Below are 24,074 nucleotides of genomic sequence, written 5' to 3'. Positions count from 1 at the left end.
ATGCAGTTCTTGCCGGGGACGTGGGGGGCTTATGCGGCGGATGGTAACGGGGACGGGGTGGCCGATCCGCACAATGTGTTCGATGCGGCGTTGGCGGCGGGGAAGTATTTGTGTTCGGGGGGTTTGGATCTGCGGGATCCGGCGCAGGAGTTGCGGGCGGTGTTGCGGTACAACAACTCGATGGCGTACGCGGCGAATGTGTTGAGCTGGGCTCGGGCGTATCGGTCGGGTGGTTCGCCGACGCAGGTGCGGGTGTCGCCGGATCTGGTGGCGCCGGGGTCGTTGCCGCCGGTGGGGCCGGGCACGGACATGACCGCGGTGCGCACCACCACCCCGACCACGGATCCGGCCGGACAGTATCGAGCGCCCCGGCCGCGACCGCAGCCGACGCAGGTGATGATCACGCTTCCCGGTCTGCCGCCGATCCCGTGCGGGATCTTCTGCCCGGCTCCAGCGCCGGTGAATCCCTGTGTCGGGCAATCGGTTCCCGCTCCGATGCCGTTCCCGGACCTACCCGGAACCGCCCGCGTACCGCTCGCACCGCAGCAGCCTTACAGCGCCACACCGGCCGAGCCGCGCAACCCGGGTTCCACCGATCCCGCCGGGGCGGACAAACCCGCGGAGGCCGCTACAGCGGGACAACCCGGCACCGCAGGACAGCCCGCTCCCGCAGGACAACCCGGCACACAGGACCAGCTCGCCGCCGGATGCGGACAGCCGGACACCACGCTCGCCACCGCCGAACCTGCCCCCATCCCGGGCGACCTACCCGCCCGCGACAACGAGTCTCGCCGCGAATCCGAACCCGCCGCCACCACCACACCACCCGCACCGGAACCCGAATCGGCGACCGCCGCCGAACCCACACCCACGCCGCCGCCCGGAATCACCCTGCCGTTCGGCATCGTCATCCCCCTTCCCGCGCCACCCGCGCCCCAGCAGTGATTCAAACCTGGCATCAGATCACGAAGCAGTAACAAAAAGATCTCGGATGCGGTACCCTTCCTCTTGGTTCCGTAACAAAGGGCTCACAGCGAGCCATGGGAGGGTCACCACACCGTGGGGCGTCATCGAAAACAACCGCCTGCCACCGTTCGACGGAGTTCCGTCATCGCGTTGACCGGATTGGTTCCCGCAGGGCTCGTATCCGTCACGGCCGCCTCCGAGGTAGGCGAGGCAGCGCCGCTCGCGACCGCCGTCCATACGCCGGAGGGCCAGGACGTTCAGGGCGCCGCGCAATCGATGGTCGAGCCTGTCGCCGGGACCGAATTCCTCGCTCACGCAATGGCCAAGGCCGCGCCCACGGCGACGCCCGTGGTGAAAACCGTTGCGCTGCCCAGTGGTCGGCAGGCCGCCGCCATGCAGGCCGGGCCGCTCGGCGTCCCCGGCATCGCCGTCGCCGCCTATCAGAACGCGGAACGGGTCCTGGCCGCCGAGAACCCCGTGTGCGGCATGCCGTGGTCGCTGCTGGCCGGTATCGGCCGGGTCGAGTCCACCCACGCGTACGGCGGCAAAGCCGACGCCGACGGCAACCCGCTCAGCCCCGTCTACGGCCCCGTGCTGGACGGTTCGCTCAACGGCAACCACGTCGTCCGGGATTCCGACGACGGCGCGCTGGACGGCTTGGACAGCTACGACCGCGCGATCGGCCCGATGCAGTTCCTGCCCGACACTTGGAAGCGCTACGGGGCCGACGGCAACGGCGACGGCATCGCCGATCCGCAGAACCTCTTCGACGCCGCGCTGACGGCGGGGAGGTACCTCTGCGACGGCGGCCTGAACATGCGCGACCTGGCGCAACAGTCCAAGGCGATCCTGCGCTACAACCACTCCATGGCCTATGTCGCGAACGTCATGGCATGGGAGACCTCCTACAGCACGGGGGTCGCACCCCGGGCCGGAGACCTGCCCAAAATTTGACACGCCTAAAATTCCGGCCATGCCAGTGGTTACGGAATCGGATGTGCGGGGTGCCCTCGCGAAGGTCGACGACCCGGAGATCCGCAAGCCGATCACCGAACTGGGCATGGTGAAAAGCGTCGTCATCGGCGCTGATAGCGATGTCCACGTGGAGATCTATTTGACGACGGCGGGCTGCCCCCTGCGCACCGAGATCACGCAGCGGGTGAGCAAGGCCATCGCCGACGTGCCTGGTGTGGGCGCCGTCAGCGTCGACCTCGACGTGATGGACGACGAGCAGCGCACCGCACTGCGCAAGCAGCTGCGCGGCGACTCCGCCGATCCGGTCATCCCCTTCGCCCAGCCCGGCTCGCTGACCCGCGTCTACGCCGTCGCCTCCGGAAAGGGCGGCGTCGGCAAGTCCAGCGTGACGGTCAACCTTGCCGCGGCCATGGCCGCGCGTGGCCTGTCGGTCGGCGTGCTGGACGCCGACATCTACGGTCATTCCATCCCGCGCATGCTCGGCACCGACGCCAGGCCGACGCAGGTGGAGCGGATGATCATGCCGCCGGTCGCGCACGACGTGAAGATGATCTCGATCGCGCAGTTCACCCAGGGAAACACCCCCGTGGTCTGGCGCGGCCCGATGCTGCACCGGGCGTTGCAGCAGTTCCTCGCCGACGTGTTCTGGGGCGACCTCGACATCCTTTTGCTGGATCTGCCGCCGGGCACCGGCGACGTCGCGATCTCCATCGCACAGCTGATCCCGAACGCCGAGATCCTGGTCGTCACCACCCCGCAGCCCGCCGCCGCGGAGGTGGCCGAGCGAGCGGGCGCGATCGCGTTGCAGACCCGGCAGCGCATCGCGGGCGTGGTGGAGAACATGTCCTGGCTGGACCTGCCGGACGGCACCCGGATGGACCTGTACGGCTCCGGCGGCGGGCAGGCCGTCGCCGACCGGCTCACCCGCGCCGTCGGTGCGACCGTGCCGCTGCTCGGCCAGATCCCCATCGAACAGGCGCTGCGCGAAGCGGGCGACGAAGGTACTCCGATCGTGCTGCGCGATCCGGAGAACTCGGCCGCCAAGGCCCTGCTGGAGGTCGCCGACAAGCTCGCCGTCCGACGTCGCGGCCTCGCGGGCATGTCGCTCGGCATCGACACCACCCGGCATTTGTAGGGCCACGCGCGAGCCCGACTGTCGGTGCTCGCTAATAAGCTCGGTCCCATGCTCACCATGCTGTTGTACGTGCTGATCGTCGGCTTGGTCGCCGCGGTGCTGTTCCTACTGGCCAGTGCGGTGTTCGGGCGGGCAGAGGAACTCGGGCCGCTGCCGGAGGGTACGACGGCCACCGTGCTGCCGGTGGAAGGGATCACCGGGGCGGACGTGCGCGCGTTGCGATTCCAGCAGGTGGTGCGCGGCTACAAAGCCGGAGAGGTGGATTGGGCGCTGGCCCGGCTGGCCGCGCGGATCGATGAGCTCCAGCACCAACTGGCCGAGGCGCAGGCCGCGCGATGGCAGACGCCGATCGCGCCGGAGTCGAAATGAGCGCCCTCGCCGACGACGGACTGATCCGCTGCGCGTGGCCGTTGGATTCCCAGCTCTACCGGGACTATCACGACTACGAGTGGGGCAAGCCCCTGCACGGCGACGACGCGTTGTTCGAACGGCTCTGCTTGGAGGCGTTCCAATCCGGGTTGTCCTGGCTGACCATCCTGCGCAAACGCCCGGCCTTCCGCGCGGCGTTCGCAGATTTCTCGATCGCGCGAGTCGCGGAGTTCGGTGACGACGACGTCGCCCGGCTGATGGCCGACGCCGGCATCGTCCGCAACCGCCTCAAGATCGACGCGGCCATCGCCAACGCACGCGTCGCGCGTGACCTCGACGTCGGCTTGGACGCGTTGCTCTGGTCGTTCGCCCCGCTGCCGCGCCCGCGCCCGCGCTCCGGCGCCGACGTGCCCGCCACCACGCCCGAATCCACCGCCATGGCAAAAGAATTGAAACGGCGTGGATTCCGGTTCGTCGGACCGACCACGGCGTACGCCCTGATGCAGGCGACCGGAATGGTCGATGATCATGTGGCCGACTGCTGGGTGGGCAGCGCCCGGCCCGAGACGGGCCGACCGGTCACTTTTTGAACTCAGCTATCCGTCCCTATCGGCGATAGGGAAGAATGGGACGGGTGTAGCTCGCCAAACGCCGGCGAGCTCGCTGGTTGGTGACAACTGGAGTTCCAAAAAGTGCGCAAGGACCGCGCAGATCTGGAGGGAGCAGAGGATGGCGGCCATGAAGCCCCGTACCGGGGACGGTCCCCTCGAGGCAACCAAAGAAGGGCGTGGAATCGTCATGCGGGTTCCACTCGAGGGTGGCGGGCGTCTGGTCGTCGAGCTCACGCCGGACGAAGCAGCGGCGCTCGGTGACGAACTGAAGAGCGTCACGAGCTGAGTGGCCCCGGCTGAGCACTCGGCCCTCGCCGACGCGGCCGACGTCCTGGCCTGCCCGGAATGCCTGCGGGCGCACCGGGACGCCGCGTCGCTCGCGCTCGAACCGCGGGATCGAGCACTGCGCTGCGGTCGCGGCCACAGTTTCGACGTCGCCAGGCAGGGTTACGTCAGCCTGCTGACCGGTGCGTCGACCAAGATGACCGGGGACACCGCGGCCATGCTCGACGCCCGCGCCGCCTTCCAGAGCGAGGGCCACTTCAGGCCGATCGCGGACGCTGTGGCGCGCGCCGCCACGGCGCGCCGGACGGACGGTCCGGTGCTGGAGGTCGGCGCGGGCACCGGCTACTACCTCGCTCGGGCACTCGACGCCGCTCCCCCGGCTGTCGGCATCGGGCTGGACGTGGCCAAACCCGCCGTCCGGCGGTGCGCCCGCGCGCACCCGCGCGCCGCGGCGGTGCTGGCCGACGCATGGCGCGGGTTACCGATCCGCGACGGCGCGCTCGCCTGCGTACTCTCCGTCTTCGCCCCGCGCAATCCCGGCGAGATCGCCAGGGTGCTCACCGAGGACGGTCGCTTCGTTGTAGCCACACCCACCGAGCGCCACTTGGGCGAACTGATCGAGCCGCTGGACATGGTGCGGGTCGACCCCGACAAGAACAGCAGGCTCGACGCCGCGATGACGGGACATCTCGAACCCGTGGACCGGACATTGATCGAGTATCCGATGACGCTCGCCAGAACCGATGTCGAACATGTGGTCGGCATGGGTCCGTCCGCGCATCACGCGGCCGCCGGAGCGGAGCGTCTCGCGCGGCTGCCGGAGACCGTCGAGGTCACCGCGTCGGTCGTCGTCGGCACCTACCGCCGAGCGGCCTGATCGCCCGGCTCAGCCTTTTCTGACCTCGTCGTAGACCGCGACCGTGCGCGCCGCGATGCGTGACCAGTCGAATTCGGAGATCGCGCGCTCGCGCCCCGCGGCGCCCAGCCGAGCGGACAGCTCCGGATCACCGGCCACTTCGTTCACGGCGGCGGCGAGTCCGTGCTCGTAGTCCTCGGCTGCGCCCGCGTCGTAGTGCACCAGTCGGCCGTTGCGGTCGTCGACCACCTCGGGGATGCCGCCCACGTCGGAGGCGACCACCGCGGTCGCGCAGGCCATCGCCTCCAGATTGACGATGCCCAGCGGCTCGTACACCGACGGGCACACGAACAGTGCCGACGCGGCGAGAATCTGCCGGATCCGCTCGGTCGGCAGCATCTCGCGCACCCAGAACACCCCACCGCGCCGCTGTCGCAGCTCCTGGACGGCCGTGGCGACCTCGTGCTCCAGCTCCGGCGTGTCCGGCGCGCCCGCGCACAGCACGAGCTGGATGTCGGGGTCGAAGTCGCGGGCGGCCGCCAGCAGGTGGCCGACGCCCTTCTGGCGCGTGATGCGGCCGACGAAGGCGACGAGGGGAAGGTCGGCCCGCACGCCGAGTTCGGTGAGCACCGACGGCTCGCCGCCCGCCGGGGGGCCGGGATGCCAGACCGCCCCGTCGATGCCGTTGTGCACCACATGCACGCGGTCCGGGTCCACCGCGGGGTAGGCGTCGAGCACGTCGTGGCGCATGCCCTCGCTCACCGCGATGACGGCGTCGGCGTGCTCGACGGCGTTGCGCTCCGACCAGGACGAGAGCCGGTAGCCGCCGCCGAGCTGCTCGGCCTTCCACGGCCTGCGCGGCTCCAGGGAATGGGCGGTCAGCACGTGCGGGACGCCGTAGAGGGCCGCGGCCAGATGGCCGGCCAGGCCGCTGTACCAGGTATGCGAGTGCACCACGTCCACATCGCCCACCGCGTCGGCCATCCGCAACTGGGCGGACATCATCTGCAGCGCGGCGTTGGCGGCGTAGAGCGACGGATCTGGTTGGTGGACCACGGCATCGGCGCGGTCGACACCCATGCAATGCACGGTCACCTCGCACAGTTGACGCAAATGCGCCGTCAACTGCGTGACGTGCACCCCGGCCCCCCCGTACACCTCGGGCGGATACTCACGGGTCAGCATCGCGACGCGAAGCCGGTCCCGTTCGCCGGAATCCACCGGCGAACGTCCGCCATCCGTGCCGAAACTCACCGATCCAAACTAAACGTTCGCGTCCGCGGCGGCCACTCACGGGCGCTTCACCCGGTAGTTTGGCAGGTGTGAGGAGCCAGCCGCACGTACTCGGAATCGTGCTCGCCGGTGGTGAGGGCAAGCGACTCTTTCCACTCACGGCCGACCGCGCCAAGCCCGCCGTCCCGTTCGGCGGCGCCTACCGTCTCATCGATTTCGTACTCAGCAATCTGGTCAACGCGGGTTTCCTGCGGCTGTGCGTGCTCACCCAGTACAAGTCGCATTCGCTCGACCGGCACATCTCGCAGACCTGGCGGTTGTCCGGTTTCGCGGGCGAGTACATCACCCCCGTGCCCGCCCAGCAGCGGCTGGGACCGCGCTGGTACACCGGCAGCGCGGACGCGATCCTGCAATCACTGAACCTGATCTACGACGAGGACCCGGAATACATCGCGGTTTTCGGCGCCGATCACGTCTACCGGATGGACCCGGAGCAGATGGTGCGCCATCACATCGATTCCGGTGCCGGTGTAACCGTGGCCGGCATCCGGGTGCCGCGCAGCCAGGCGAGCGCGTTCGGCTGCATCGATAGCGACGAGTCCGGCCGCATCACGCAGTTCCTGGAGAAGCCCGCGCATCCGCCCGGCACCCCGGACGACCCGAACGTCACCTTCGCGTCCATGGGCAACTACGTCTTCACCACCAAGGTGCTGGTGGACTCGATCCGGGCGGACGCGGACAACTCCGACTCCGACCACGACATGGGCGGCGACATCATCCCGGCCCTCGTCGCGGCGGGGCAGGCCGGTGTCTACGACTTCGCCGACAACGACGTGCCGGGCGCCACCGACCGCGACCGCGGCTACTGGCGCGATGTCGGGACCATCGACGCGTTCTACGACGCGCACATGGACCTGGTCTCGGTGCATCCGGTGTTCAATCTCTACAACCGTCACTGGCCGATCCGCGGGGCGACCGAGAACCTTCCGCCCGCCAAGTTCGCCCAGGGCGGCCTGGCGCAGGAATGCATCGTGGGCGCGGGCAGCATCCTGTCGGCCGCCACCGTCCGCAATTCGGTGCTCAGCGGCAACGTCATGGTCGACGACGGCGCCACTGTCGAGGGGTGCGTGCTCATGCCCGGCGTGCGGATCGGGCGCGGCGCGGTGGTCCGGCACGCCATTCTGGACAAGAACGTCGTCGTCGGCGAGGGCGAGATCATCGGAGTGGACCTGGCGCGCGACCGCAGCCGCTTCGCCGTGAGCAACGGCGGTGTCGTCACGGTCGGCAAGGGTGTCTGGGTGTAGTACCGCCTGGATCGGGCTAGGGCGCGCCCTGCTCGGGCGCGGGCGAATTGATGCAGAACGGCGCGCAAGGGCCCGGGGTGCGTGGCACGGTGGATTTCGAGGCGCCGCCGAAATCGGCGGTACTCACCAAATAGACCACCAGCACGGCGAACAACAGCACCGCGGCGAAAGCGATCATGGTCCGGCCCCAATGAATCGGCTTCGGACGACGCTCGTCTTCGTCCCAGAGAAACATCATCATCACCATGCCGCACCCGCCTCCGGATCCACTCGGAACATGACTTCCACCAGTATCGGGGATCTTCGGTCTTTCGCGGCATCATGCGCCGAACCGTGCTCGTTCGGTGGCTGTTTCGCGAACGCCGGCGGGTGGTGCGGCTGCGATGAAGAAACGGCACGGCGGCCAGGAATTCCGGAAAAACTTCGGCGGCAGGCCTATTCGGCCGGAGTACGCGCGCGGTCGACGGCGGGATTACGGGGCGGGCGGGGCGACGTTCTGGGTGCAGAACGGCTCACAGGGACCGGGGGTAGGCGTGGTTTTCGCCGGGCCGGTGTCGAAATCGGTGTTGCTCACCACCACCATCACCAGCACCGCTCCCAGAATCACGAGCAGCAGGGCCATCATCGTCGGCCGCAACCAACTCGTGCGCCGTTCGGTCACGACTTCCCCCATAGCCGCTACTTCGAGGGGTGTTAGTTCACGCATAACTGTTTTCCTCACTGAGTTCTTTCTCAGCGCATACCCCGGATTCCGGGGTGGAATCAGACTGCTCCGCGAATCGCTAACCGCGTGAGGCGCAAAGCAATCCGTCGCCGACCGGAATCAGCACGCAGGTGAGTTCCGGATTCTCCGCGATGGCGCGGGTGGCGGCGCGCACCGCCTGCGTGGCCGGATCACGTTGCGCCGGATCGGGTACGCGCCCGCCCAGCAGCGCGTTGTGCAGCAGGATGGCGCCGCCGTCGCGCAGCAGCCGCACGGCCTGAGCGACGTACTCCGGGTGCTCCAGCGGCGCGGCGTCGATGAAGACCAGGTCGTAGGCGCCGTCGGCCAGCCGGGGCAGCACGTCCAGCGCCCGCCCGTTGATCAGGCGGGTGCGCGCGGGCGGGATGTCGGCGGCGCGGAACGCCTCCTTGGCCGCGCGCTGGTGTTCCGGCTCCGAATCGATGGTGGTGAGCGTGCCGTCCTCGCGCATGCCGTCGAGCAGCCACAGGCCGCTGATGCCCGCGCCGGTGCCGACCTCGACCACCGCGCGCGCACCGAGCAACTGCGCGTACATGCTCAGCAGCGCACCCACCGAGGGCGGCACGGGTATCGCGCCGAGTTCGGTGGCCCGTTCCCGCGCGCTGACGAGGATTTCGTCTTCCACGACGGATTCCTCCACATAGGCGAGATTCCGCTCCAGATTCGATGCCACGGGTATGAGGCTAACGCCGGGCGGGTGATCTCGGCGTTCCGGACAACACGCGCCGCCCGCCATTTCCGCCGCCGGTTTTCTCAGGTGACCCTCAGCATCTCCATAACCCGGCCATATCAGGACCAGAAAGAGTATGGGCATCGCAAGACCACCGACCGTGCCTTAACACGGGACGCGGGAACAACGACATACCGGTTGTCGGTTGTATCCGTACGTGACGGACCGTAGACCCGGCCCCGAGCGAGTTCCCGACGTTTGCGGTCCCTAGTAGGAGGTAGCCCCATCCACATGGTCGATGCGGCGCGCGAATACGCCACCCTGCCCGAGCAGATCCTGCCGGTCGAGGCCGAGTCCGCCGAGGACGCGGTCGAGCTGACCGGGACTGCTGCCTTCGATGCCACCGGCGACCGGTCGGCGATGCCCACGTGGGACGAACTCGTCCGCGAGCACGCGGACCGGGTCTATCGCCTGGCCTACCGACTCTCCGGCGACGCACAGGACGCGGAGGACCTCACCCAGGAGACGTTCATCCGGGTGTTCCGTTCGCTGTCGAATTACCAGCCGGGCACCTTCGAGGGATGGCTGCACCGCATCACCACCAACCTGTTCCTGGACATGGTGCGCCGCCGCAACCGGATCAGGATGGAAGCGCTGCCCGAGGACTACGACCGGGTGCCCGCCGAGGGCCCGGGGCCGGAGCAGGCCTACCACGACGCCCGGCTGGATCCCGACCTGCAATCGGCTCTGGATTCGCTCGCGCCGGAGTTCCGCGCGGCCGTGGTCCTGTGCGATATCGAGGGGCTGTCCTACGAGGAGATCGGCGCTACGCTCGGCGTGAAGCTGGGCACTGTGCGCAGTCGGATCCACCGTGGACGCCAAGCCCTGCGCGACTACCTTGCGCATAATGGAAGTGAGCAGCGGTTCGCCGCTGACGCGAACATAGGGTGATTCGTCGGAAGCCGGCATCGCCCGAACATCGGTCGATGTCGGTTGGAAGGGTGAGCACCGAATGAGTGGCGACTTCAGCACGTCCGGTCGTCGTCCGCCCCGTTTTCGCCCCACCGAGCATCTGGCGAGCGAGGCGATCGCGGCGTACGTGGACGGTGAGTTGCGGATGAACGCCTACCTGCGTGCCGCTCAGCACCTCTCGCTGTGTCCCGAATGCGCGGCCGAGGTCGATGCCCAGCAACAGGCGCGCATCGCACTGCGGCACGCAGGCCAGGTCGCGATTCCGACCGGGCTGCACGACAGCCTGACCAGGATTCCCCTCGCGGAGTTGCCCGGCGGCACGTCCAGTGGCCGGACGCCGTCCTCGACCTCCGGTCAGTCCGGGCGTAACGACGCGGTTTTCGGGTTTCTGACCGATTCGTTCACCGCGACCCGGTGGACCACGTGGTGGCGCAAGTAGAGTTTCCCGAGTGACCACCGAATCGACGAATTCCGGATCGGCCGACACCTCGGATTCGGCGGCCAACCGCGGGAATCTCCGTCCTCCGGACGCACCCGTGCTCGGTCCGCGCCCGGTCTACCGGCCCCATGTCGACACGCACACGGCGCGGGCCTTCCGCAGACCGTCCGGCCTGTCCGGTTCGTTCGCCGAGCCGCTGCCGCTCCGTAAGGCGGGCGCGGCGCCGCAATCCGGTCCCGAACTGCAGAACCGTCCGCCCGACGCGGTGCTGGCCGAGGCTTTCGGCCGTCCAGAAGGCTCCAGCGAACTCCTGCAGCGCGATCCCGACGCGGCCGGTGGCCAGGCTCCCGCTGCCGGACCGGCCGATCCATGGCGCGACCCGGAGGCGGTCGCCCGCCTCGGAGCCCCCGCGGTGCCCACACCCAAACCGCAGGCGCTGCCGCAGGCCGAGAAGCTCAGCGCCCGCGAAGTGCTGTTCGGCTCTCGAGTCGCGCCCAAGGCGCTGGCCCTGCTCGCGCTCGTCGCACTCGTCATCGGCCTGCTCGGCGGGCTGGTCGGCCGCCTGACCGCGGAAACCGCCTCGACGCTCACCTCCCGCAAGGTGGCCCTCGAACAGGGCGGCGACGGCAACCGCCCGCACGGCCTGATCGCACAGGTCGCCAACGCCGTGTTGCCCTCGGTCGTCTCCATCCGCGTGACCGTCGGTGAGAACGGCGCCACCGGCTCCGGCGTGGTGATCGACGGCGGCGGCTACGTCGTCACCAACAACCACGTCGTCTCGATGGCCGCCCAAGACAAGACCAACCGATCCGCGATCCAGGTGCAGTTCTCCGACGGCACCAGGGTGCCCGCCCAGATCGTCGGCCGCGACCCGAAGACCGACCTGGCCGTCCTGAAGGTCGATGTGAAGAATCTCACCGTCGCTCAGCTCGGCAAATCCGGCAACGTACAGGTCGGCGACGACGTGCTGGCCATCGGATCGCCGCTCGGCCTGAGCAAGACCGTCACCTCCGGCATCGTCAGCGCCTTGCACCGCCCGGTGAAACTGGAGGGCGAGGGCAGCGACACGAAGGCCGTGATCGACGCCGTGCAGACCGACGCGTCGATCAACCCCGGTAACTCCGGTGGCGCTCTGGTGGACATGGACGGCCGGGTCATCGGCATCAACACCGCCATCCGCAGCGAGACCGGCGGCTCGGTCGGCCTCGGCTTCGCCATCCCGGTGGACAAGATGACCGAGGTCGCGCAGACCTTGATCCGTGACGGTGTGGTGCACCATCCGACCATGGGTCTGTCCCTCCGCACCAAGACGGTCGCCAATGACGTCATGAGCGGAGCCGCGGTGGCCGACGTGTCGCCGAACGGCCCGGCCGCGCGGGCGGGCATCGTCGAAGGCGATGTCATCGTGCGCGTCGGCGATCGGGAGGTCACCAGCTCCGACGAGTTCACGGTGGCCGAACAGTCCAGCAAGATCGGCCAGACCGTGGTCGTCCAGCTCATCCGCGACGGCCGCCGAGTCGACGTCCCGGTGACCCTGGAATCCGACTAGCAGTTCCCTGCGCCAACTAATAACGCAGAACCCCAATTATTTTCGCTAGACGCCGCAAAACCGCGGCGGATAGAGTCACGCTGTCGAAATCCAGCAGCACGGGGAGGGCTGTGATGCGTCATCTCGCCATTTTCATTCTCGGATCCACTATGGCGGCGGTCGCCACCGTGGGGCTGTCCGCGGCACCGGCCGGCGCTACCACGAACGACACTTACGTCGACTGGTTCGACTGCCGCCCGGGTGGAGGGCACACCGCGGTCGCGACGGACGGCGTGGAGTACTGCTACGGCGGAATACACAACGGCAAGATTGTGATCTACCCCACATAGATTCCTTTTCTTGTACGTGCGGTGGGTGCTGCACGGCCTGGAAAAGCCCGGACAACACCCACCGTTCATTTCCCGGTCGGCTATCAATGGACGACCCGCTGACCGGGCCAGGTAGCCTGGTTACGTGTTCAGCAACATCGGCTGGAGCGAGATGGTCATCCTGCTCGTCGCCGCCCTCGTGATTCTCGGCCCGGAGCGCTTGCCCGGTGCCGTGCGCTGGACCACGCGCAGCCTGCGGCAGGTGCGTGATTACGCGAGTGGCGCCACGTCTCAGCTGAAAGAGGAATTGGGGCCGGAGTTCGAGGATCTGCGTAAACCGCTGGCCGACCTGAACCAACTGCGCGGTATGACGCCGCGGGCGATGGTGACCAAACATCTTCTCAACGGCGATGATTCGCTGTTCCGGGATTTCGACAGCGCGCTGCCCGATCCCAAGGACCTGTACAGCACGAACAGCGGGATGCCGGACTATCCGATGCCCAAGTTGGATAAGCCGTTGGAGCGCAACGAACGTCCTCCGATCGACACCGACGCCACCTGAACGTCAAGAAGACTAGACACATTGAGCTGTTCAGCTGTCTAGACTTCGCACATGTCGGCCGATGACGTGGCGCGCGTGTTCGCGATCGAGGACAAGGTCGAGCGACTGAAGGCGGCCACCGACGGGGTGGCGGCGGCCCAGCAGACCATCAACGAACTGACCAGGATTCGGCGTGCCGTGATCCGGGAGCTCCATGCCGAAGGCTGGACGTTCGCCAGAATCGGTGCGGCGGCCGGGCTTTCCCGGGCCCGTATCCACCAGGTGAGTACGCAGGGACCCGCGCCGGAAGGACTGTTCTTCGGGCACGGCTCGCTCACCGTGCTCGTCCCGGAGGTGCGCGCAGGGCGGGTGATCGGCGCGCCGGATCCCGCGGCGCCGCAACGATTGGCCGAGCTGCTACGCGAACTCGGTTTCAGCGTGGCGGTCGAGCATTTCCTACCGGGCCGTCCGGTCGATTTGCGGCGGGACGGCTTGATCGTGCTGGGCGGGCCGGAACTGTCCCCGAGCTTGCGTCAGTTGGTCGCCGCAGACCCACGATTGCGCCGCGCCGTAGCCAGAATGGGTGACGCGCGCCGGGGCATCGAGGACCGGGCGGCCCGACGGGTCTACCGGCCGGGCGGACCCGAACCGCACGACATCGCCTACCTGGGCAGGCTTCCCAGGCCCGACGGGCGGGGCAGCGTATTGATGATCGACGGCATGCATCCGCCGGGCTCGCTCGGCGCGATCCGGCTGCTCGCCACCCGGCTGGCCACCCTGCACGAACGAGCGAGCAATCACCTGTTCTCCGTGCTGATCGCCTGTCGCTTCGACCGTGCCACCGGCGAACCGCTGGAGGCCGAGCTGCTCACGCCGGTCTACCGCCACGATCCCGAGAACAGATCGCCCGCAACGGGTCTGCGCCGCTGAGCCGCGACCCGGGTGAAGGCGCTGCGGATCCGCCCCGAGATGCCCGGCGCGTCGGACATACCGAGACAACGGATTTCAGCAAATATCTGGTCATCATGACCGAGCGCAGAACGCGCGCAATCAGCGCAGCAGAAAAATGACTCGAGCCGCCGAACGGGCACCACTAGCTCCGCTGATCACCTGTTCACAGCGACTCTCTCGACTTAAAAAGCAGCCGCACATTATGTGCCCCAGGTCACCACCCCTCCCCCGAGTGCGTTCATACGCGGATGATTGAATAGCTGGACGATAACCGCTCTCCGAGAAACGGCCGCGTGAGGCGTCCGGCAAGGAGGAAATCGTGAATCCGCTATTGCTGATCGGCGGGGCCGTCCTGGCGGTGGGCCTGGTCGGCCTGATCATCAGTGTGCTGCTGCGGCCGACCGGGTCGAAGGCTCATGTGACCGTCGCCGATCTCCAGGCCCGGCTCGCGCGGGAGCAGTCGGCTCCGTCGCCCGAGGCGGACGGCCCGGTGGACGGTGAACCGGAATCCGGCTCGCCGAATACCGACGCCGAGTCGGTCGATCCCGGGCGCGAGGAACGCGAGCAATCCGGCACCGAGGCCGACGAGCCCCGTGACGCTGCCGCGGATTCGGCGACCGAGGACGATGCGAACCAGGTACTGCTGCCGGATCATCGTCGCCGCAACCAATAGCCTTCGGTTAACCAGCGGCCGACACAGCGGAAATTCACCGATTTCTCGGGCTCAACGCGCTGCGGCCGGACCCGATGCGCGAAGCGCCGGCGCCAAGCGCGCGGCACTCGGGTAATTGCTCACCCTGCTGTCACACGAGTCGGTCACGTCGGCACACGTGGTGGAACGGACCCCGTTCGAAGCCGCGTTGACCGGTCCAGCGCCCACGGCCACAGGCCGTCGGATACGCCGAGGCAGTCGTCCTGACGTCGGGGCATACAGTGCGGAACAGCGACGGGGACTCGGCGCGGACGAGACGGCCATCTCCATCGTCGCCCAGATTCCGGCCGAGCGCGGCGGCACTCCACTTCCCCGATGCAGCGGATCGAGGGGACCCATTCACCGGCTGATCAGCTCGAAGTTCGTACGTGGGGCGGATTGGACCGCCGGTCGGCGGGAATACCGGCCCCAGAGCCGCAACTACCGGTCGGCGGCGCGTCCAATCCCACTTGCACGACGCGCTCACTCGGCCCACACTTGATTTGCTGAAAATTAACTGCACGTTGGTGACGGTGCGTTGCGCTTCGGCCCCGCCACGTTCTGCCCGGCCCGCCCCACCGAGAGGAGAAATGCGCCGTGACCGCCACCCAGATCGCCGTCCTCTGCTCGCTCGTCGGCGCGGCGAGCCTGCTCGCCACCATCGGGTTGCTGCACGGACCGGCGAACCGGCGGCGCCGGGTCGGCGTCACCGAGCACGTGATCGCGGAACAACTGCCCGCCCCCGCGCTCCCGGTCTGTCCGATCGGCAGGCCGCAGCGACTACCCGTCGAGCCCTTGACGGTGGCGGAGGCGCACGAACTCATGCAGCGCCACCGGATCTGTGAACCCTCCGAGTGCGTCTACAAGTACGCGGCCTTCCGGACTCTGATCGAGGCGGGATACATGCGCGACCCGCATGCGGAAGGGGCCTGACCGCATCCGCATGCGGCGCGAGAACGGATCAGGCCGCAGCGCAGGCCGGCCGGAGGGTGTTCATCGGCGGGCGGTCCAGCAGGGAGACCTCGGTGCGGTGCGCGGTGAACTCGTCGCCGATCAGCGGGAACTGGGTCAGCGCGGCGCCGGAGTCCTGGATACCGCTGCGACCGAGCACGGTGCCGAGGATCTGGCGGCTCATCACCCCCAGGTCGGCCAGCGGACGGTTGCGATGTGTGCGCACACCCAGGTTGACCTGGCCGATCGCGGACATGCCGAGCCGGTCGTAGGTGTCGAGCAACAGCCCGATCTCCACCCCGTAGCCCGGGGCGAACGGCACCGAGGTGAGCAGTTCGCGGGTGCCCGCGTACTCGCCGCCGAGCGGCTGCAACACCTGCGACAGCTCCGGTCGCAGCGCGGCCAGGAGGGGCCGGGCGACCAGTTCGGTGACGCGGCCGCCGCCATGCGCGTCCACCGCGCCGCCTTGCCGCAACGGCCTGCGGTAATACGCTTTGGCCAGGTGCATGTCGTCCACCGTGAGCAGCGGACCGAGCAGCTTCGGCACGAAGGCGGGATCCGGGTCGATGAGGTCGGAGTCGACGAAGGCGATCAGATCGCCGCTGGTCACCGCCAGCGAGCGCCACAGCACTTCGCCCTTGCCCGCAACCGGCTCCAGCTCCGGAACCGCCTGCTCGCGGCTGATCACCTCGGCGCCCGCGGCGCGGGCCCGCTCCGCGGTGGCGTCGGTCGAGCCGGAGTCCAGCACGATCAGCTCGTCCACCAGTGTGCCGAGCAGCGGCCGGATGCTGGCCACCACGTCGGCCACGGTCCGTTCTTCGTTCAGCGCGGGCAGCACCACCGACACGGTGCGCCCGGCTTTAGCGGAGACGAGTTCGTCCACGCGCCAGTTCGGGGTGTCCCAGGTATTGGTCGTCGCCCAGGCGGGCTCACGGTGTTGAAATGTCATGCCAGACCTCGCAAGGTTCGTGCGGGGGGCCGGATGCCCTGGATAGCGGCGATCATGTCCACGACCCGCCGGGTCGCTGCGACTTCGTGGACACGAAAAACTCTGGCGCCTGCCGCCGCCGACCACGCTGTCGCCGCCAAAGTGCCCTCCAGCCGTTCGGAAAGACCGACACCTAGAGTCTCCCCGATGAAATCCTTGTTGCTCAGCGCCATCAAGACTGGCCATCCGGTTTTTACAAGAACGTCGACTCGGCGCAACAGTTCGAGACCGTGATAAGTGTTTTTGCCGAAATCATGCGTCGGATCGATCAGGATCGAATCCCGGCGCACTCCCGCGGCGAGCGCTTCCTCGGCGGCCCGCACCACGGTTCCGGTGACCTCCTCCACCACGTCGGTGTAGCGGACGCGGTGCGGCCTGGTGCGCGGCACCGCGCCACCGGTATGGCTGCACACCACACCCGCACCGTGCGCGGCGGCCACCGGAACGAGATCGGGGTCGGCGCCGGCCCAGGTGTCGTTGATCAGATCCGCCCCCTCGCCCACCGCCGCCAACGCAACATCGGCGCGCCAGGTGTCGACGCTGATCAGTAGCTGCGGGTACTTCGCGCGAATGGCCGCGACGAACGGCACCACCCGGCGCGTCTCCTCGGCCGCGTCCACCGAATCACCCGGCCCGGCTTTCACCCCGCCGATGTCGACGAGATCGGCGCCCTCGTCCACCGCGCGCGCCACGGCATCCATGGCCGCCGCATCGGTGAACGTGGCGCCGCGGTCGTAGAACGAGTCCGGGGTGCGGTTCACGATCGCCATCACGAGCGCCCGATCCGTCGCCACCGGCCGCCCGCACAGCGTGGGAAGCGGGGCCGCGGTCGAGCTGAACATGTCGCTCTCCCGCCTCTCCGCGAATCAGGCCGTACAAATCAGGAGACAGGGATCGCGGACAGGTCGTGTCGCCGGGGCTTGGGCGTACCCCACGAGTGACCCGTGTGCTCACGAAAGCAGTGGTCTCCTAATTCTCAGACCGTACCAGTCGAGTGCCACAAGATCAGCCAGCAGTCCTCTGGCGGAGGTGGGGGAACCACCGCCACCAGCTCTTTTCCGCAGATGGCCGTCAGTTCTTCGGGGCGCGGCCCGCGGCTACGTCGGCGGCGTAATCGGCGTAGGCGGGGATGTATCCCTCGGTGCGGCCCGCGAGCACGTACAGCGTGCTGTCGGGATCGTCGGCGTAGCCCTGCTTGCGCAGGTCCACCTTGCGGCTCTTGAACGTCGAAGTCTGTTCCAGCTCGTGCACGATGCGAATGAACAGCGGCACGGCGTAACCCGGCAATTGGTCGTAGGCCAGCTTCGCCACCGCCGCACCGTCGAATTCCGCGCCCGGATGCAGCGTCACCGCGGCCATGCCCGCCTTGCCGTCGGTTCCGGGGATGTCCACGCCGTAGACCACCGCCTGCTCGATCGACTCCGCCTTGCTCAGCGCGCCCTCCACTTCGGTGGTCGCCACGTTCTCCCCCTTCCAGCGGAACGTGTCGCCGAGCCGGTCCACGAACGCGATGTGGTGCCAGCCCTGGTCGCGCACCAGGTCGCCGGTGTCGAACCAGACGTCCCCGGATTCGAAGCCGTCGCGCACCAGCTTGGCCTCGGAGGCGGCCTTGTCGGTGTAACCATCGAACGGGGAGCGGTCGGTGACCTTGGCCAACAGCAGGCCGACGCCACCGGCGCCGACCCGGCGCAGGCGGCCGTTCTTGTCGCGCTTCGCCTTTCCGGTCTCCTCGTCGTACTCCACGACGGCATACGGCAGCGGACCGAAACCCGCCGTCCGGTCCACGCCGAATGCGTTGACGAAGGCGATGTTCGCCTCGCTCGCACCGTAGAACTCCACGATGCGCTCGATGCCGAACCGGGACTTGAACTCGTCCCACAATTCCGGACGCAATCCGTTGCCGACGGCGAGCCGGATCAGGTGCTGCCGGTCGGTCGGCTCGGCCGGCTGGTTGATCAGGTAGCGGCACAGTTCGCCGATGTAGATGAACGCCGTGGCCTGTTCGCGAATGACCTCGTTCCAGAACCGGGACGCGGAGAAACTCCGGCCGAGGGCGAACGTGCCGCCCGCGGCCAGGACCGCGGACAACGCGACCGTGAGCGCGTTGTTGTGGTACAGCGGCAGGCAGCAGTACAGGGTGTCGTTGCCGCGCAAGCGGATTCCCAGGCCACCGAGTCCGCCCATGCTCTTGGTCCAGCGCAGGTGGGTCATCACGCTGGCCTTCGGCAGTCCGGTGGTGCCGGAGGTGAAGATGAGGAACGCCCGCTCGCGCGCGGTGACCTCCGCACAGCTCGGCGGGTCGCCGTCGTCGGCGTCGCGGGCCGCGTCGCGGAGTTCGTCGGCCGCGAGCACGTTGGCGGGCGGTTCGGGCAGCGAGTCGATCGCCTCGGCACACTCCGCGCCCACCACGTTCAGCACGCTGTCGAGCAGGCCGAGGCTGTGCGCCAGCACCTGGTCGCGCTGATGATGGTTGAGCAATCCGACGGTGGCCCCGAGCTTGACCGTCGCCAGCACGACGAACAGGGTTTCCGGCCGGTTGGTCATCAGCACGCCCACCACGTCGCCGCGCCGCACCCCGCGCGCGGCGAGCACGCTCGCGTACCGGTTCACCTCCGCGTTGGCCTCGCCGTAGGTGTAGCTCGCGCCCTCGAACCGCAGGAACAAGCGGTCCGGATGCCGGTGGGCGTTGCGCTGGAAATACAGCCCGACCGACGACTTGGAATCCGGCGTCACGAGCATGTTCAACGCGTTGCGGAGCATGCCGGGCGCGTCAAGGGCCATCGCGGGGAGATGCCGGGCGAGGTCGATCAAACTCACCGTCGAGCGGGCATCGGTGCTCACGTCTTCAGCTCTCCTCACGGGGTAGGCGCGCCTCCAACGCCGCGAAAGCGGACGGGAGATCGGTCACCACGGTAATCCGGGACAACGCTGTCTGGGGCACGAACTTCCGCTCGTACAACTCGTCCAGCCAGGAGAACAACCCGCGGAAGAATCCATTGGGATCCAGCACAACAACGGGTTTCTCGTGCTGTCCCAGATATCCGCCGGTCCAGGTTTCGAAGAACTCCTCGAGTGTGCCGATGCCGCCGGGCAGGGTGAGGAAGGCGTCGGCGCGGTCCTCCATCACCTGCTTGCGCTGGCGCATGGTGTCGGTGACGACCAGTTCGTCGGCGTCGACGTCGGCGACCTCCCGGTGCACCAGGTGCTTGGGGATCACACCGATGGTGTTCGCGCCGCCTGCGCGCGCCGCGGTGGCGATCGCGCCCATCATCGAGACGTGACCGCCGCCGGACACCAGTTGCCAACCGCGCCGGGCGATCTCGGTGCCCACCCGGGCGGCCAGCGAAAGATAGTCCTGGTCGGTCGTGCTCGCCGAACAGTAGACACAGACGGCGAAAGGCCGCTCGCTCACCACTGATCCTCCGTCCCGATCGCGTCCTCGGCGCCGCCCGCTATCGCGGCCGCCTGAATGATGTTCACGACCTCCTCGACGCTGTCGGTCACGTGCAGCAGTCCGAGGTCGCCCGGAGAGATCTTGCCGGACCCGCCCAGCGAATCGCGCAACCAATCGACCAGCCCGGACCAATACCTGGTGCCGAACAGGATGATCGGGAACCGGGTGATCTTGTGGGTCTGCACGAGCGTCAGCGCCTCGAACAACTCGTCGAGCGTGCCGAAGCCGCCGGGCAGGCAGATGAACGCCTGCGAGTACTTCACGAACATCGTCTTGCGGACGAAGAAGTACCGGAAATTGATGCCCAGGTCGACCCAGTCGTTGAGGCTCTGCTCGAACGGCAGCTCGATGCCGAGACCGATGGAGTAGCCGCCCGCCTCGCATGCTCCTCGGTTGGCGGCCTCCATCGCGCCGGGACCGCCGCCGGTGATCACCGCGAAACCCGCCCGCGCCAGCGCGGCGCCGATGGCGAGTCCGGCCTGGTACTCCGGGTGGTCGGCGGAGGTGCGCGCCGAACCGAAGACCGTCACCGCTCGGGGCACCTCGGCGAGAGCGCCGAAGCCCTCGACGAACTCGGCCTGGATGCGCAGCACGCGCCATGGATCGGTGTGCACCCAGTCCGTGTCGCCGCGCTTGTCCAGCAAATTCCGGTCGGCGGTGCTGACACCGTCGGCACGGTCGCGGCGGAACATGATCGGCCCGCGGAACTTCGGTCTCGACTTCGGTTCGGGGGCGACCTCACGGTCCGCGGCGTCGGTGGACATGCGTTCCACGCTACCGCCCGGCAAGAGGGACTCACGGGCCGGACGAGAGAAGTCGTCCGACGTTCAGCCGGACGCAGGCAGGGCGAGACACCATCGCAATCTCGGCGCTCGAGGCGCACGTCACCGTGCGAATCAGGCGGGCGGCGAGTCGGAGTCGGGCACCCGCGATCGCGGCCATCAGCGGGAATCGGGCCGCGTGGCCGGGTCGGCAGCAGCCGAACCTCCAGCCGCGCCGCTGCGCGCCCGAAGCCATCCAGGTGCACTCGGACGGGCTCGCCGGACCTCTTCGACCTCTGATCGACGCCGTCGCGGAGATCGCCACGAACGAGATCACGCGGACGGACGGGCGCGGGAAGTTCGTGCCCGGTCGATCACGCGCGCGGCGGCAGTACGGCGGTCGCGACGATCCCGGGCCGGATGCGGCGGCACCCGCGGCTTCGCACCCGCCGTTCAGTCCGGAGTGCCGCTCAGGTAGCCGCGCAGCATGGCGGTGACCGCGGTGATCTGGTCGACGGGAACGTGTTCGTCGCGCTTGTGCGCGAGGTTTGGATCGCCCGGACCGAAGTTGACGGCGGGGATGCCGCGGGCCGCGAAACGCGAGACGTCGGTCCAGCCGTACTTCGCGCGCACACCGCCGCCGCCGTGGCGCTGTACCGACGCGATCAGGTCCTTGGCCGCCGGAGCGGTCAGCCCCGGCAACGCGCCCGGCGCCGAGTCGGTCACTTCGAAGGACAACTCGAGCCCGGCGAAGACCTCGCGCACGTGCTCGACGGCTTGGTCGACGGTGCGGTCGGGCGCGAAACGGAAGTTGACGTCCAGTTCGGCGGCGTCCGGCACCACGTTGCCCGCCACGCCGCCGGCGACCCGGACCGCGGACAGTCCCTCGCGATAGACGCAGCCGTCGATGTCCACTTCCCGGGCGCGGTAGTCGGCGAGCCGCTGCAAGACCGGGGCCAAGCGGTGAATCGCGTTGTCCCCCAGCCATGCTCGCGCCGAGTGCGCGCGCACGCCCGAGGCGCTCAGCCGCACGCGCAGCGTGCCCTGGCAACCGGCCTCGATCCAGCCGCCGGACGGTTCGCCGAGCACCGCGAGGTCGCCGCTGAGCCAGTCGGGCAGGTCGCGTTCGATGTGCCCGAGGCCGTTGAACTCGGCGGCGATCTCCTCGCCGTCGTAGAAGATCAGGGTCAGGTCGTGCACCGGATCGGCGACGGTGGCGGCCAGATGCAGGAAGACCGCGTCGCCGGATTTCATGTCCACCGAGCCACAGCCGTAGAAGACCTGTTCGCCTGTCGGGCCCACCGCGAACCGGCCGGGCACGTTGTCGGCGATCGGCACGGTGTCCAAGTGCCCGGCCAGGATCACCCGGGTCGGCAACCCGCGGTGGGTGCGTGCCAGCACCACGTTCCCGTGCCGGAGGATCTCGAAGCCCGTCGTCTGCTCCACCAGTGCCCGCTCCACCGCGTCGGCGATGGCGGCCTCGTCGCGCGAGACGCTCGGGATGTCGACGAGGGCGGCGGTCAGTGTGATCGGGTCCGCATGCAGGTCGATGGTCACGCGCTTCACCCTACGACCGGTCACCCGCGAGGCCCGCCGGTACCGGTCGGTGTGCCGCCGCATCGTCCGGGACCGTCATCGTGCGCCGGCATCTCGCCGGAGTCGTCCAGGCGATGGTGCGGTCATTCTCGGCCCAGACACTGTTCGGCGTGCGACAGTGCGGCCACCGTTGCGCGTATCTCCGGTCGGCGCAGTGGTCTCGTTGATCGGGCGATCGAGCGTCGGCGCGACTGCTGACCAGCGCACTCGGCCGACCGGTTCTGGAGCTGGAGGCGTATCGAGCCTGGTGATCGCGCTCTCCGGAGCAGCCGCACCATTGCCGGTCGCGGGTCGGTAACCTCTAGGCCGTGAGTATCCAGGGAGCAGCAGCAATCGGTATCGCCAACGTGACCGCGGACGGGACCGTGCTGGACACGTGGTACCCGAACCCGCAGCTGGGCGAGTTCGCCGAGACCGGCAGCAAGCGGCTGGACGAGGCGCCCGCGGAGTACGCGGCTCTGCTCGGCTTCGACGACGCCCGCGGGGTCGACGTGATCGCGGTGCACACCACGATCGCCGACCTGTCCGCCGCCCCGGTGGACGCGCACGACGTCTACCTGCGCCTGCACCTGCTCTCGCACCGCCTGGTCAAGCCGCACGAGGTGAGCCTGGACGGCCAGTTCGGCCTGCTCACCAACGTGGTGTGGACCAACCACGGCCCCGCCGCGGTGGATGGCTTCGAGGCCACCCGCGCCAAGCTGCGCGCCCGCGGCCCCGTCACGGTGTACAGCGTGGACAAGTTCCCGCGCATGGTCGACTACGTGCTGCCCTCCGGCGTCCGCATCGGCGACGCCGACCGGGTCCGCCTCGGCGCGCACCTGGCCTCCGGCACCACCGTCATGCACGAGGGCTTCGTGAACTTCAACGCGGGCACCCTCGGCGCGTCCATGATCGAGGGCCGCGTCTCCGCGGGCGTCGTGGTCGGCGACGGCTCCGACATCGGCGGCGGCGCGTCCACCATGGGCACCCTCTCCGGCGGCGGCACCACGGTCATCTCCATCGGCGAACGGTCCCTGCTCGGCGCGAACTCCGGGCTCGGCATCCCCCTCGGCAACGACTGCGTCCTGGAGGCCGGCCTCTACCTCACCGCGGGCACGAAGGTCACCACACCCGACGGCACTCTGGTCAAGGCCGCCGAACTCGCAGGCCGCGACAACCTCCTCTTCCGCCGCAACTCCACCACCGGCGCCGTCGAAGTAGTCCCCCGCAAGGGCACCGGCATCGAACTCAACGCCGACCTCCACGCCAACGACTGAACGTTCCGCGAGTGGCACATGGTTGTGCCACTCGCGAAGTTCGGATCAGGCCGAAGGCGCTTCCGAGAGCCCGAAGGCGATGACTCGGTGGGGATGGATGCGGATCATTTCGCGGGAGACGCCGGGGATGTACGGGTCGACGTCGGTGAGTGCTTCGGCGGTGCCGCGGATCTCGAGGCAGCGGACGCGCCACGGTTGGACCGACGCGACGTCGTCGACGACGAAGGCGACGTGGTCGTTGGTGGCGAGGTTGCGGAATTTCCACGAGTCGCCCATGTTCCAGCCCGCGATGTCGATGGTGCCCAGGTCGGCGTTGTAGCGGAAGCCGACGGGGTTGTTCTGCGGGGTGCCGTCGGGCCGGACGGTGGCCAGCCGGCCCAACCGCTGGGTGTGCAGGTAGTCGATGTGTTCGGTGGTGAGAGTCGCAGTCATGCGCCGACCGTAGAACCTCTACCTAACTCGAGGTCAACC

The 24,074-nt window shown here is 68.5% G+C and carries 28 protein-coding genes; 17 read left to right on the top strand and 11 right to left on the bottom strand.

The window, feature by feature from the left end:
- The 7 genes from ABZW96_RS33820 to ABZW96_RS33790 all read left to right on the top strand — a co-directional run.
- Positions 1 to 945, top strand: a 945-nt coding sequence (locus ABZW96_RS33820) for a lytic transglycosylase (protein WP_355080426.1), incomplete at its 5' end; no start/stop codon positions are given.
- 114 nt (positions 946 to 1,059) lie between these two features.
- The gene (locus ABZW96_RS33815) at positions 1,060 to 1,920 is read left to right on the top strand and encodes a lytic murein transglycosylase (RefSeq protein ID WP_355080424.1); all 861 of its coding nucleotides are present in this window, start codon (positions 1,060 to 1,062) and stop codon (positions 1,918 to 1,920) included.
- Positions 1,921 to 1,939: 19 nt separating this feature from the next.
- Positions 1,940 to 3,076 carry an Mrp/NBP35 family ATP-binding protein gene (locus tag ABZW96_RS33810; protein WP_355080423.1) on the top strand — a complete coding sequence of 379 codons (1,137 nt, stop codon included), beginning with the start codon at positions 1,940 to 1,942 and terminating at the stop codon, positions 3,074 to 3,076.
- A 48-nt stretch (positions 3,077 to 3,124) separates the two neighbouring features.
- The gene (locus ABZW96_RS33805; RefSeq protein ID WP_039800550.1) at positions 3,125 to 3,445 is read left to right on the top strand and encodes a DivIVA domain-containing protein; all 321 of its coding nucleotides are present in this window, start codon (positions 3,125 to 3,127) and stop codon (positions 3,443 to 3,445) included.
- On the top strand, positions 3,442 to 4,035 hold the full coding sequence (locus tag ABZW96_RS33800; RefSeq protein ID WP_355080421.1) for a DNA-3-methyladenine glycosylase I: 594 nt from the start codon (positions 3,442 to 3,444) through the stop codon (positions 4,033 to 4,035). The genes ABZW96_RS33805 and ABZW96_RS33800 overlap by 4 nt, the downstream gene beginning before the upstream one ends.
- Positions 4,036 to 4,174: 139 nt before the next feature.
- Complete coding sequence (locus ABZW96_RS33795) at positions 4,175 to 4,342, top strand: DUF3117 domain-containing protein (protein WP_011211259.1); 168 nt, start codon at positions 4,175 to 4,177, stop codon at positions 4,340 to 4,342.
- A 63-nt stretch (positions 4,343 to 4,405) separates the two neighbouring features.
- A complete protein-coding gene (locus tag ABZW96_RS33790) occupies positions 4,406 to 5,218 on the top strand; it encodes a putative RNA methyltransferase (RefSeq protein ID WP_355080432.1) in 813 nt (270 codons plus the stop codon).
- A gap of 9 nt (positions 5,219 to 5,227) precedes the next feature.
- On the opposite strand, the gene glgA is transcribed toward ABZW96_RS33790, so the two are convergent.
- The gene (gene glgA, locus ABZW96_RS33785; protein ID WP_355080430.1) at positions 5,228 to 6,382 is read right to left on the bottom strand and encodes a glycogen synthase; all 1,155 of its coding nucleotides are present in this window, start codon (positions 6,380 to 6,382) and stop codon (positions 5,228 to 5,230) included.
- A gap of 137 nt (positions 6,383 to 6,519) precedes the next feature.
- Between glgA and glgC the strand changes: the two genes are divergently transcribed.
- Positions 6,520 to 7,734, top strand: a complete 1,215-nt coding sequence (gene glgC, locus ABZW96_RS33780; RefSeq protein WP_355080419.1) for a glucose-1-phosphate adenylyltransferase — start codon at positions 6,520 to 6,522, stop codon at positions 7,732 to 7,734.
- A 16-nt stretch (positions 7,735 to 7,750) separates the two neighbouring features.
- On the opposite strand, the gene ABZW96_RS33775 is transcribed toward glgC, so the two are convergent.
- From ABZW96_RS33775 to ABZW96_RS33765, 3 genes are all read right to left on the bottom strand, one after another.
- Entirely contained in the window at positions 7,751 to 7,981 is a 231-nt protein-coding gene (locus ABZW96_RS33775; RefSeq protein ID WP_355080418.1) for a hypothetical protein, read from the bottom strand.
- Between the two features lie 225 nt (positions 7,982 to 8,206).
- Positions 8,207 to 8,407, bottom strand: a complete 201-nt coding sequence (locus tag ABZW96_RS33770; RefSeq protein ID WP_355080416.1) for a hypothetical protein — start codon at positions 8,405 to 8,407, stop codon at positions 8,207 to 8,209.
- Between the two features lie 109 nt (positions 8,408 to 8,516).
- Complete coding sequence (locus ABZW96_RS33765; RefSeq protein WP_355080428.1) at positions 8,517 to 9,155, bottom strand: O-methyltransferase; 639 nt, start codon at positions 9,153 to 9,155, stop codon at positions 8,517 to 8,519.
- A gap of 282 nt (positions 9,156 to 9,437) precedes the next feature.
- Here ABZW96_RS33765 and sigE point away from each other — a divergent pair, with 282 nt between their 5' ends.
- The 8 genes from sigE to ABZW96_RS33725 all read left to right on the top strand — a co-directional run bounded on the left by sigE (position 9,438) and on the right by ABZW96_RS33725 (position 15,530).
- Positions 9,438 to 10,097, top strand: coding sequence for an RNA polymerase sigma factor SigE (gene sigE, locus ABZW96_RS33760; protein WP_355080414.1), 660 nt, complete (start codon positions 9,438 to 9,440; stop codon positions 10,095 to 10,097).
- Positions 10,098 to 10,158: 61 nt separating this feature from the next.
- Positions 10,159 to 10,557 (top strand): hypothetical protein, encoded by a 399-nt coding sequence (locus ABZW96_RS33755; protein ID WP_355080412.1) that lies wholly within the window; start codon positions 10,159 to 10,161, stop codon positions 10,555 to 10,557.
- A 10-nt stretch (positions 10,558 to 10,567) separates the two neighbouring features.
- Positions 10,568 to 12,106 (top strand): trypsin-like peptidase domain-containing protein, encoded by a 1,539-nt coding sequence (locus ABZW96_RS33750; protein WP_355080411.1) that lies wholly within the window; start codon positions 10,568 to 10,570, stop codon positions 12,104 to 12,106.
- A 113-nt stretch (positions 12,107 to 12,219) separates the two neighbouring features.
- The gene (locus ABZW96_RS33745) at positions 12,220 to 12,435 is read left to right on the top strand and encodes a hypothetical protein (RefSeq protein WP_355080409.1); all 216 of its coding nucleotides are present in this window, start codon (positions 12,220 to 12,222) and stop codon (positions 12,433 to 12,435) included.
- A 124-nt stretch (positions 12,436 to 12,559) separates the two neighbouring features.
- Positions 12,560 to 12,976 (top strand): Sec-independent protein translocase protein TatB, encoded by a 417-nt coding sequence (gene tatB / locus ABZW96_RS33740; RefSeq protein ID WP_067804157.1) that lies wholly within the window; start codon positions 12,560 to 12,562, stop codon positions 12,974 to 12,976.
- A gap of 51 nt (positions 12,977 to 13,027) precedes the next feature.
- Positions 13,028 to 13,885, top strand: coding sequence for a hypothetical protein (locus ABZW96_RS33735; RefSeq protein ID WP_355080407.1), 858 nt, complete (start codon positions 13,028 to 13,030; stop codon positions 13,883 to 13,885).
- A 340-nt stretch (positions 13,886 to 14,225) separates the two neighbouring features.
- Positions 14,226 to 14,579, top strand: a complete 354-nt coding sequence (locus ABZW96_RS33730) for a hypothetical protein (protein ID WP_355080405.1) — start codon at positions 14,226 to 14,228, stop codon at positions 14,577 to 14,579.
- A gap of 615 nt (positions 14,580 to 15,194) precedes the next feature.
- Positions 15,195 to 15,530 carry a hypothetical protein gene (locus ABZW96_RS33725; RefSeq protein ID WP_355080404.1) on the top strand — a complete coding sequence of 112 codons (336 nt, stop codon included), beginning with the start codon at positions 15,195 to 15,197 and terminating at the stop codon, positions 15,528 to 15,530.
- Positions 15,531 to 15,558: 28 nt separating this feature from the next.
- Here ABZW96_RS33725 and ABZW96_RS33720 read toward each other — a convergent pair whose 3' ends face one another.
- From ABZW96_RS33720 to dapE, 6 genes are all read right to left on the bottom strand, one after another.
- Positions 15,559 to 16,497 carry a glucosyl-3-phosphoglycerate synthase gene (locus ABZW96_RS33720; RefSeq protein WP_355080402.1) on the bottom strand — a complete coding sequence of 313 codons (939 nt, stop codon included), beginning with the start codon at positions 16,495 to 16,497 and terminating at the stop codon, positions 15,559 to 15,561.
- Positions 16,494 to 17,378: a dihydropteroate synthase gene (gene folP, locus ABZW96_RS33715; RefSeq protein ID WP_355080400.1), complete on the bottom strand. Its 885-nt coding sequence runs from the start codon at positions 17,376 to 17,378 to the stop codon at positions 16,494 to 16,496. The genes ABZW96_RS33720 and folP overlap by 4 nt, the downstream gene beginning before the upstream one ends.
- A 229-nt stretch (positions 17,379 to 17,607) precedes the next feature.
- Positions 17,608 to 19,377: a long-chain-acyl-CoA synthetase gene (locus ABZW96_RS33710; protein ID WP_355080398.1), complete on the bottom strand. Its 1,770-nt coding sequence runs from the start codon at positions 19,375 to 19,377 to the stop codon at positions 17,608 to 17,610.
- Between the two features lie 4 nt (positions 19,378 to 19,381).
- Entirely contained in the window at positions 19,382 to 19,948 is a 567-nt protein-coding gene (locus ABZW96_RS33705; RefSeq protein WP_355080396.1) for a TIGR00730 family Rossman fold protein, read from the bottom strand.
- Positions 19,945 to 20,754, bottom strand: coding sequence for a TIGR00730 family Rossman fold protein (locus ABZW96_RS33700; RefSeq protein ID WP_355080394.1), 810 nt, complete (start codon positions 20,752 to 20,754; stop codon positions 19,945 to 19,947). The genes ABZW96_RS33705 and ABZW96_RS33700 overlap by 4 nt, the downstream gene beginning before the upstream one ends.
- A gap of 450 nt (positions 20,755 to 21,204) precedes the next feature.
- Complete coding sequence (dapE, locus tag ABZW96_RS33695) at positions 21,205 to 22,308, bottom strand: succinyl-diaminopimelate desuccinylase (RefSeq protein ID WP_355080392.1); 1,104 nt, start codon at positions 22,306 to 22,308, stop codon at positions 21,205 to 21,207.
- 347 nt (positions 22,309 to 22,655) lie between these two features.
- Here dapE and dapD point away from each other — a divergent pair, with 347 nt between their 5' ends.
- Positions 22,656 to 23,603, top strand: coding sequence for a 2,3,4,5-tetrahydropyridine-2,6-dicarboxylate N-succinyltransferase (dapD, locus tag ABZW96_RS33690; protein ID WP_355080390.1), 948 nt, complete (start codon positions 22,656 to 22,658; stop codon positions 23,601 to 23,603).
- Between the two features lie 45 nt (positions 23,604 to 23,648).
- Here dapD and ABZW96_RS33685 read toward each other — a convergent pair whose 3' ends face one another.
- Positions 23,649 to 24,035, bottom strand: a complete 387-nt coding sequence (locus ABZW96_RS33685) for a PPOX class F420-dependent oxidoreductase (protein ID WP_355080388.1) — start codon at positions 24,033 to 24,035, stop codon at positions 23,649 to 23,651.
- Positions 24,036 to 24,074: the final 39 nt, after the last annotated feature.

It is taken from the genome of Nocardia sp. NPDC004168 (genome assembly GCF_040610355.1).
Classification (GTDB): domain Bacteria; phylum Actinomycetota; class Actinomycetes; order Mycobacteriales; family Mycobacteriaceae; genus Nocardia; species Nocardia sichangensis.
Note: the sequence above shows the minus strand (reverse complement) of the source record. Positions and strands in the feature narration are given on the sequence as shown.

Excerpts from the sequence above, each read along its gene's own strand:
- ABZW96_RS33810 (WP_355080423.1), top strand. The coding sequence starts at position 1,940 with ATGCCAGTGGTTACGGAATCGGATGTGCGGGGTGCCCTCGCGAAGGTC.
- ABZW96_RS33805 (WP_039800550.1), top strand. The coding sequence starts at position 3,125 with ATGCTCACCATGCTGTTGTACGTGCTGATCGTCGGCTTGGTCGCCGCG.
- ABZW96_RS33800 (WP_355080421.1), top strand. The coding sequence starts at position 3,442 with ATGAGCGCCCTCGCCGACGACGGACTGATCCGCTGCGCGTGGCCGTTG.
- ABZW96_RS33795 (WP_011211259.1), top strand. The coding sequence starts at position 4,175 with ATGGCGGCCATGAAGCCCCGTACCGGGGACGGTCCCCTCGAGGCAACC.
- glgA (WP_355080430.1), bottom strand. The coding sequence starts at position 6,382 with ATGCTGACCCGTGAGTATCCGCCCGAGGTGTACGGGGGGGCCGGGGTG.
- ABZW96_RS33775 (WP_355080418.1), bottom strand. The coding sequence starts at position 7,981 with ATGGTGATGATGATGTTTCTCTGGGACGAAGACGAGCGTCGTCCGAAG.
- ABZW96_RS33770 (WP_355080416.1), bottom strand. The coding sequence starts at position 8,407 with ATGGGGGAAGTCGTGACCGAACGGCGCACGAGTTGGTTGCGGCCGACG.
- sigE (WP_355080414.1), top strand. The coding sequence starts at position 9,438 with ATGGTCGATGCGGCGCGCGAATACGCCACCCTGCCCGAGCAGATCCTG.
- ABZW96_RS33755 (WP_355080412.1), top strand. The coding sequence starts at position 10,159 with ATGAGTGGCGACTTCAGCACGTCCGGTCGTCGTCCGCCCCGTTTTCGC.
- ABZW96_RS33745 (WP_355080409.1), top strand. The coding sequence starts at position 12,220 with ATGCGTCATCTCGCCATTTTCATTCTCGGATCCACTATGGCGGCGGTC.
- ABZW96_RS33735 (WP_355080407.1), top strand. The coding sequence starts at position 13,028 with ATGTCGGCCGATGACGTGGCGCGCGTGTTCGCGATCGAGGACAAGGTC.
- ABZW96_RS33720 (WP_355080402.1), bottom strand. The coding sequence starts at position 16,497 with ATGACATTTCAACACCGTGAGCCCGCCTGGGCGACGACCAATACCTGG.
- folP (WP_355080400.1), bottom strand. The coding sequence starts at position 17,378 with ATGTTCAGCTCGACCGCGGCCCCGCTTCCCACGCTGTGCGGGCGGCCG.
- ABZW96_RS33700 (WP_355080394.1), bottom strand. The coding sequence starts at position 20,754 with ATGTCCACCGACGCCGCGGACCGTGAGGTCGCCCCCGAACCGAAGTCG.
- ABZW96_RS33685 (WP_355080388.1), bottom strand. The coding sequence starts at position 24,035 with ATGACTGCGACTCTCACCACCGAACACATCGACTACCTGCACACCCAG.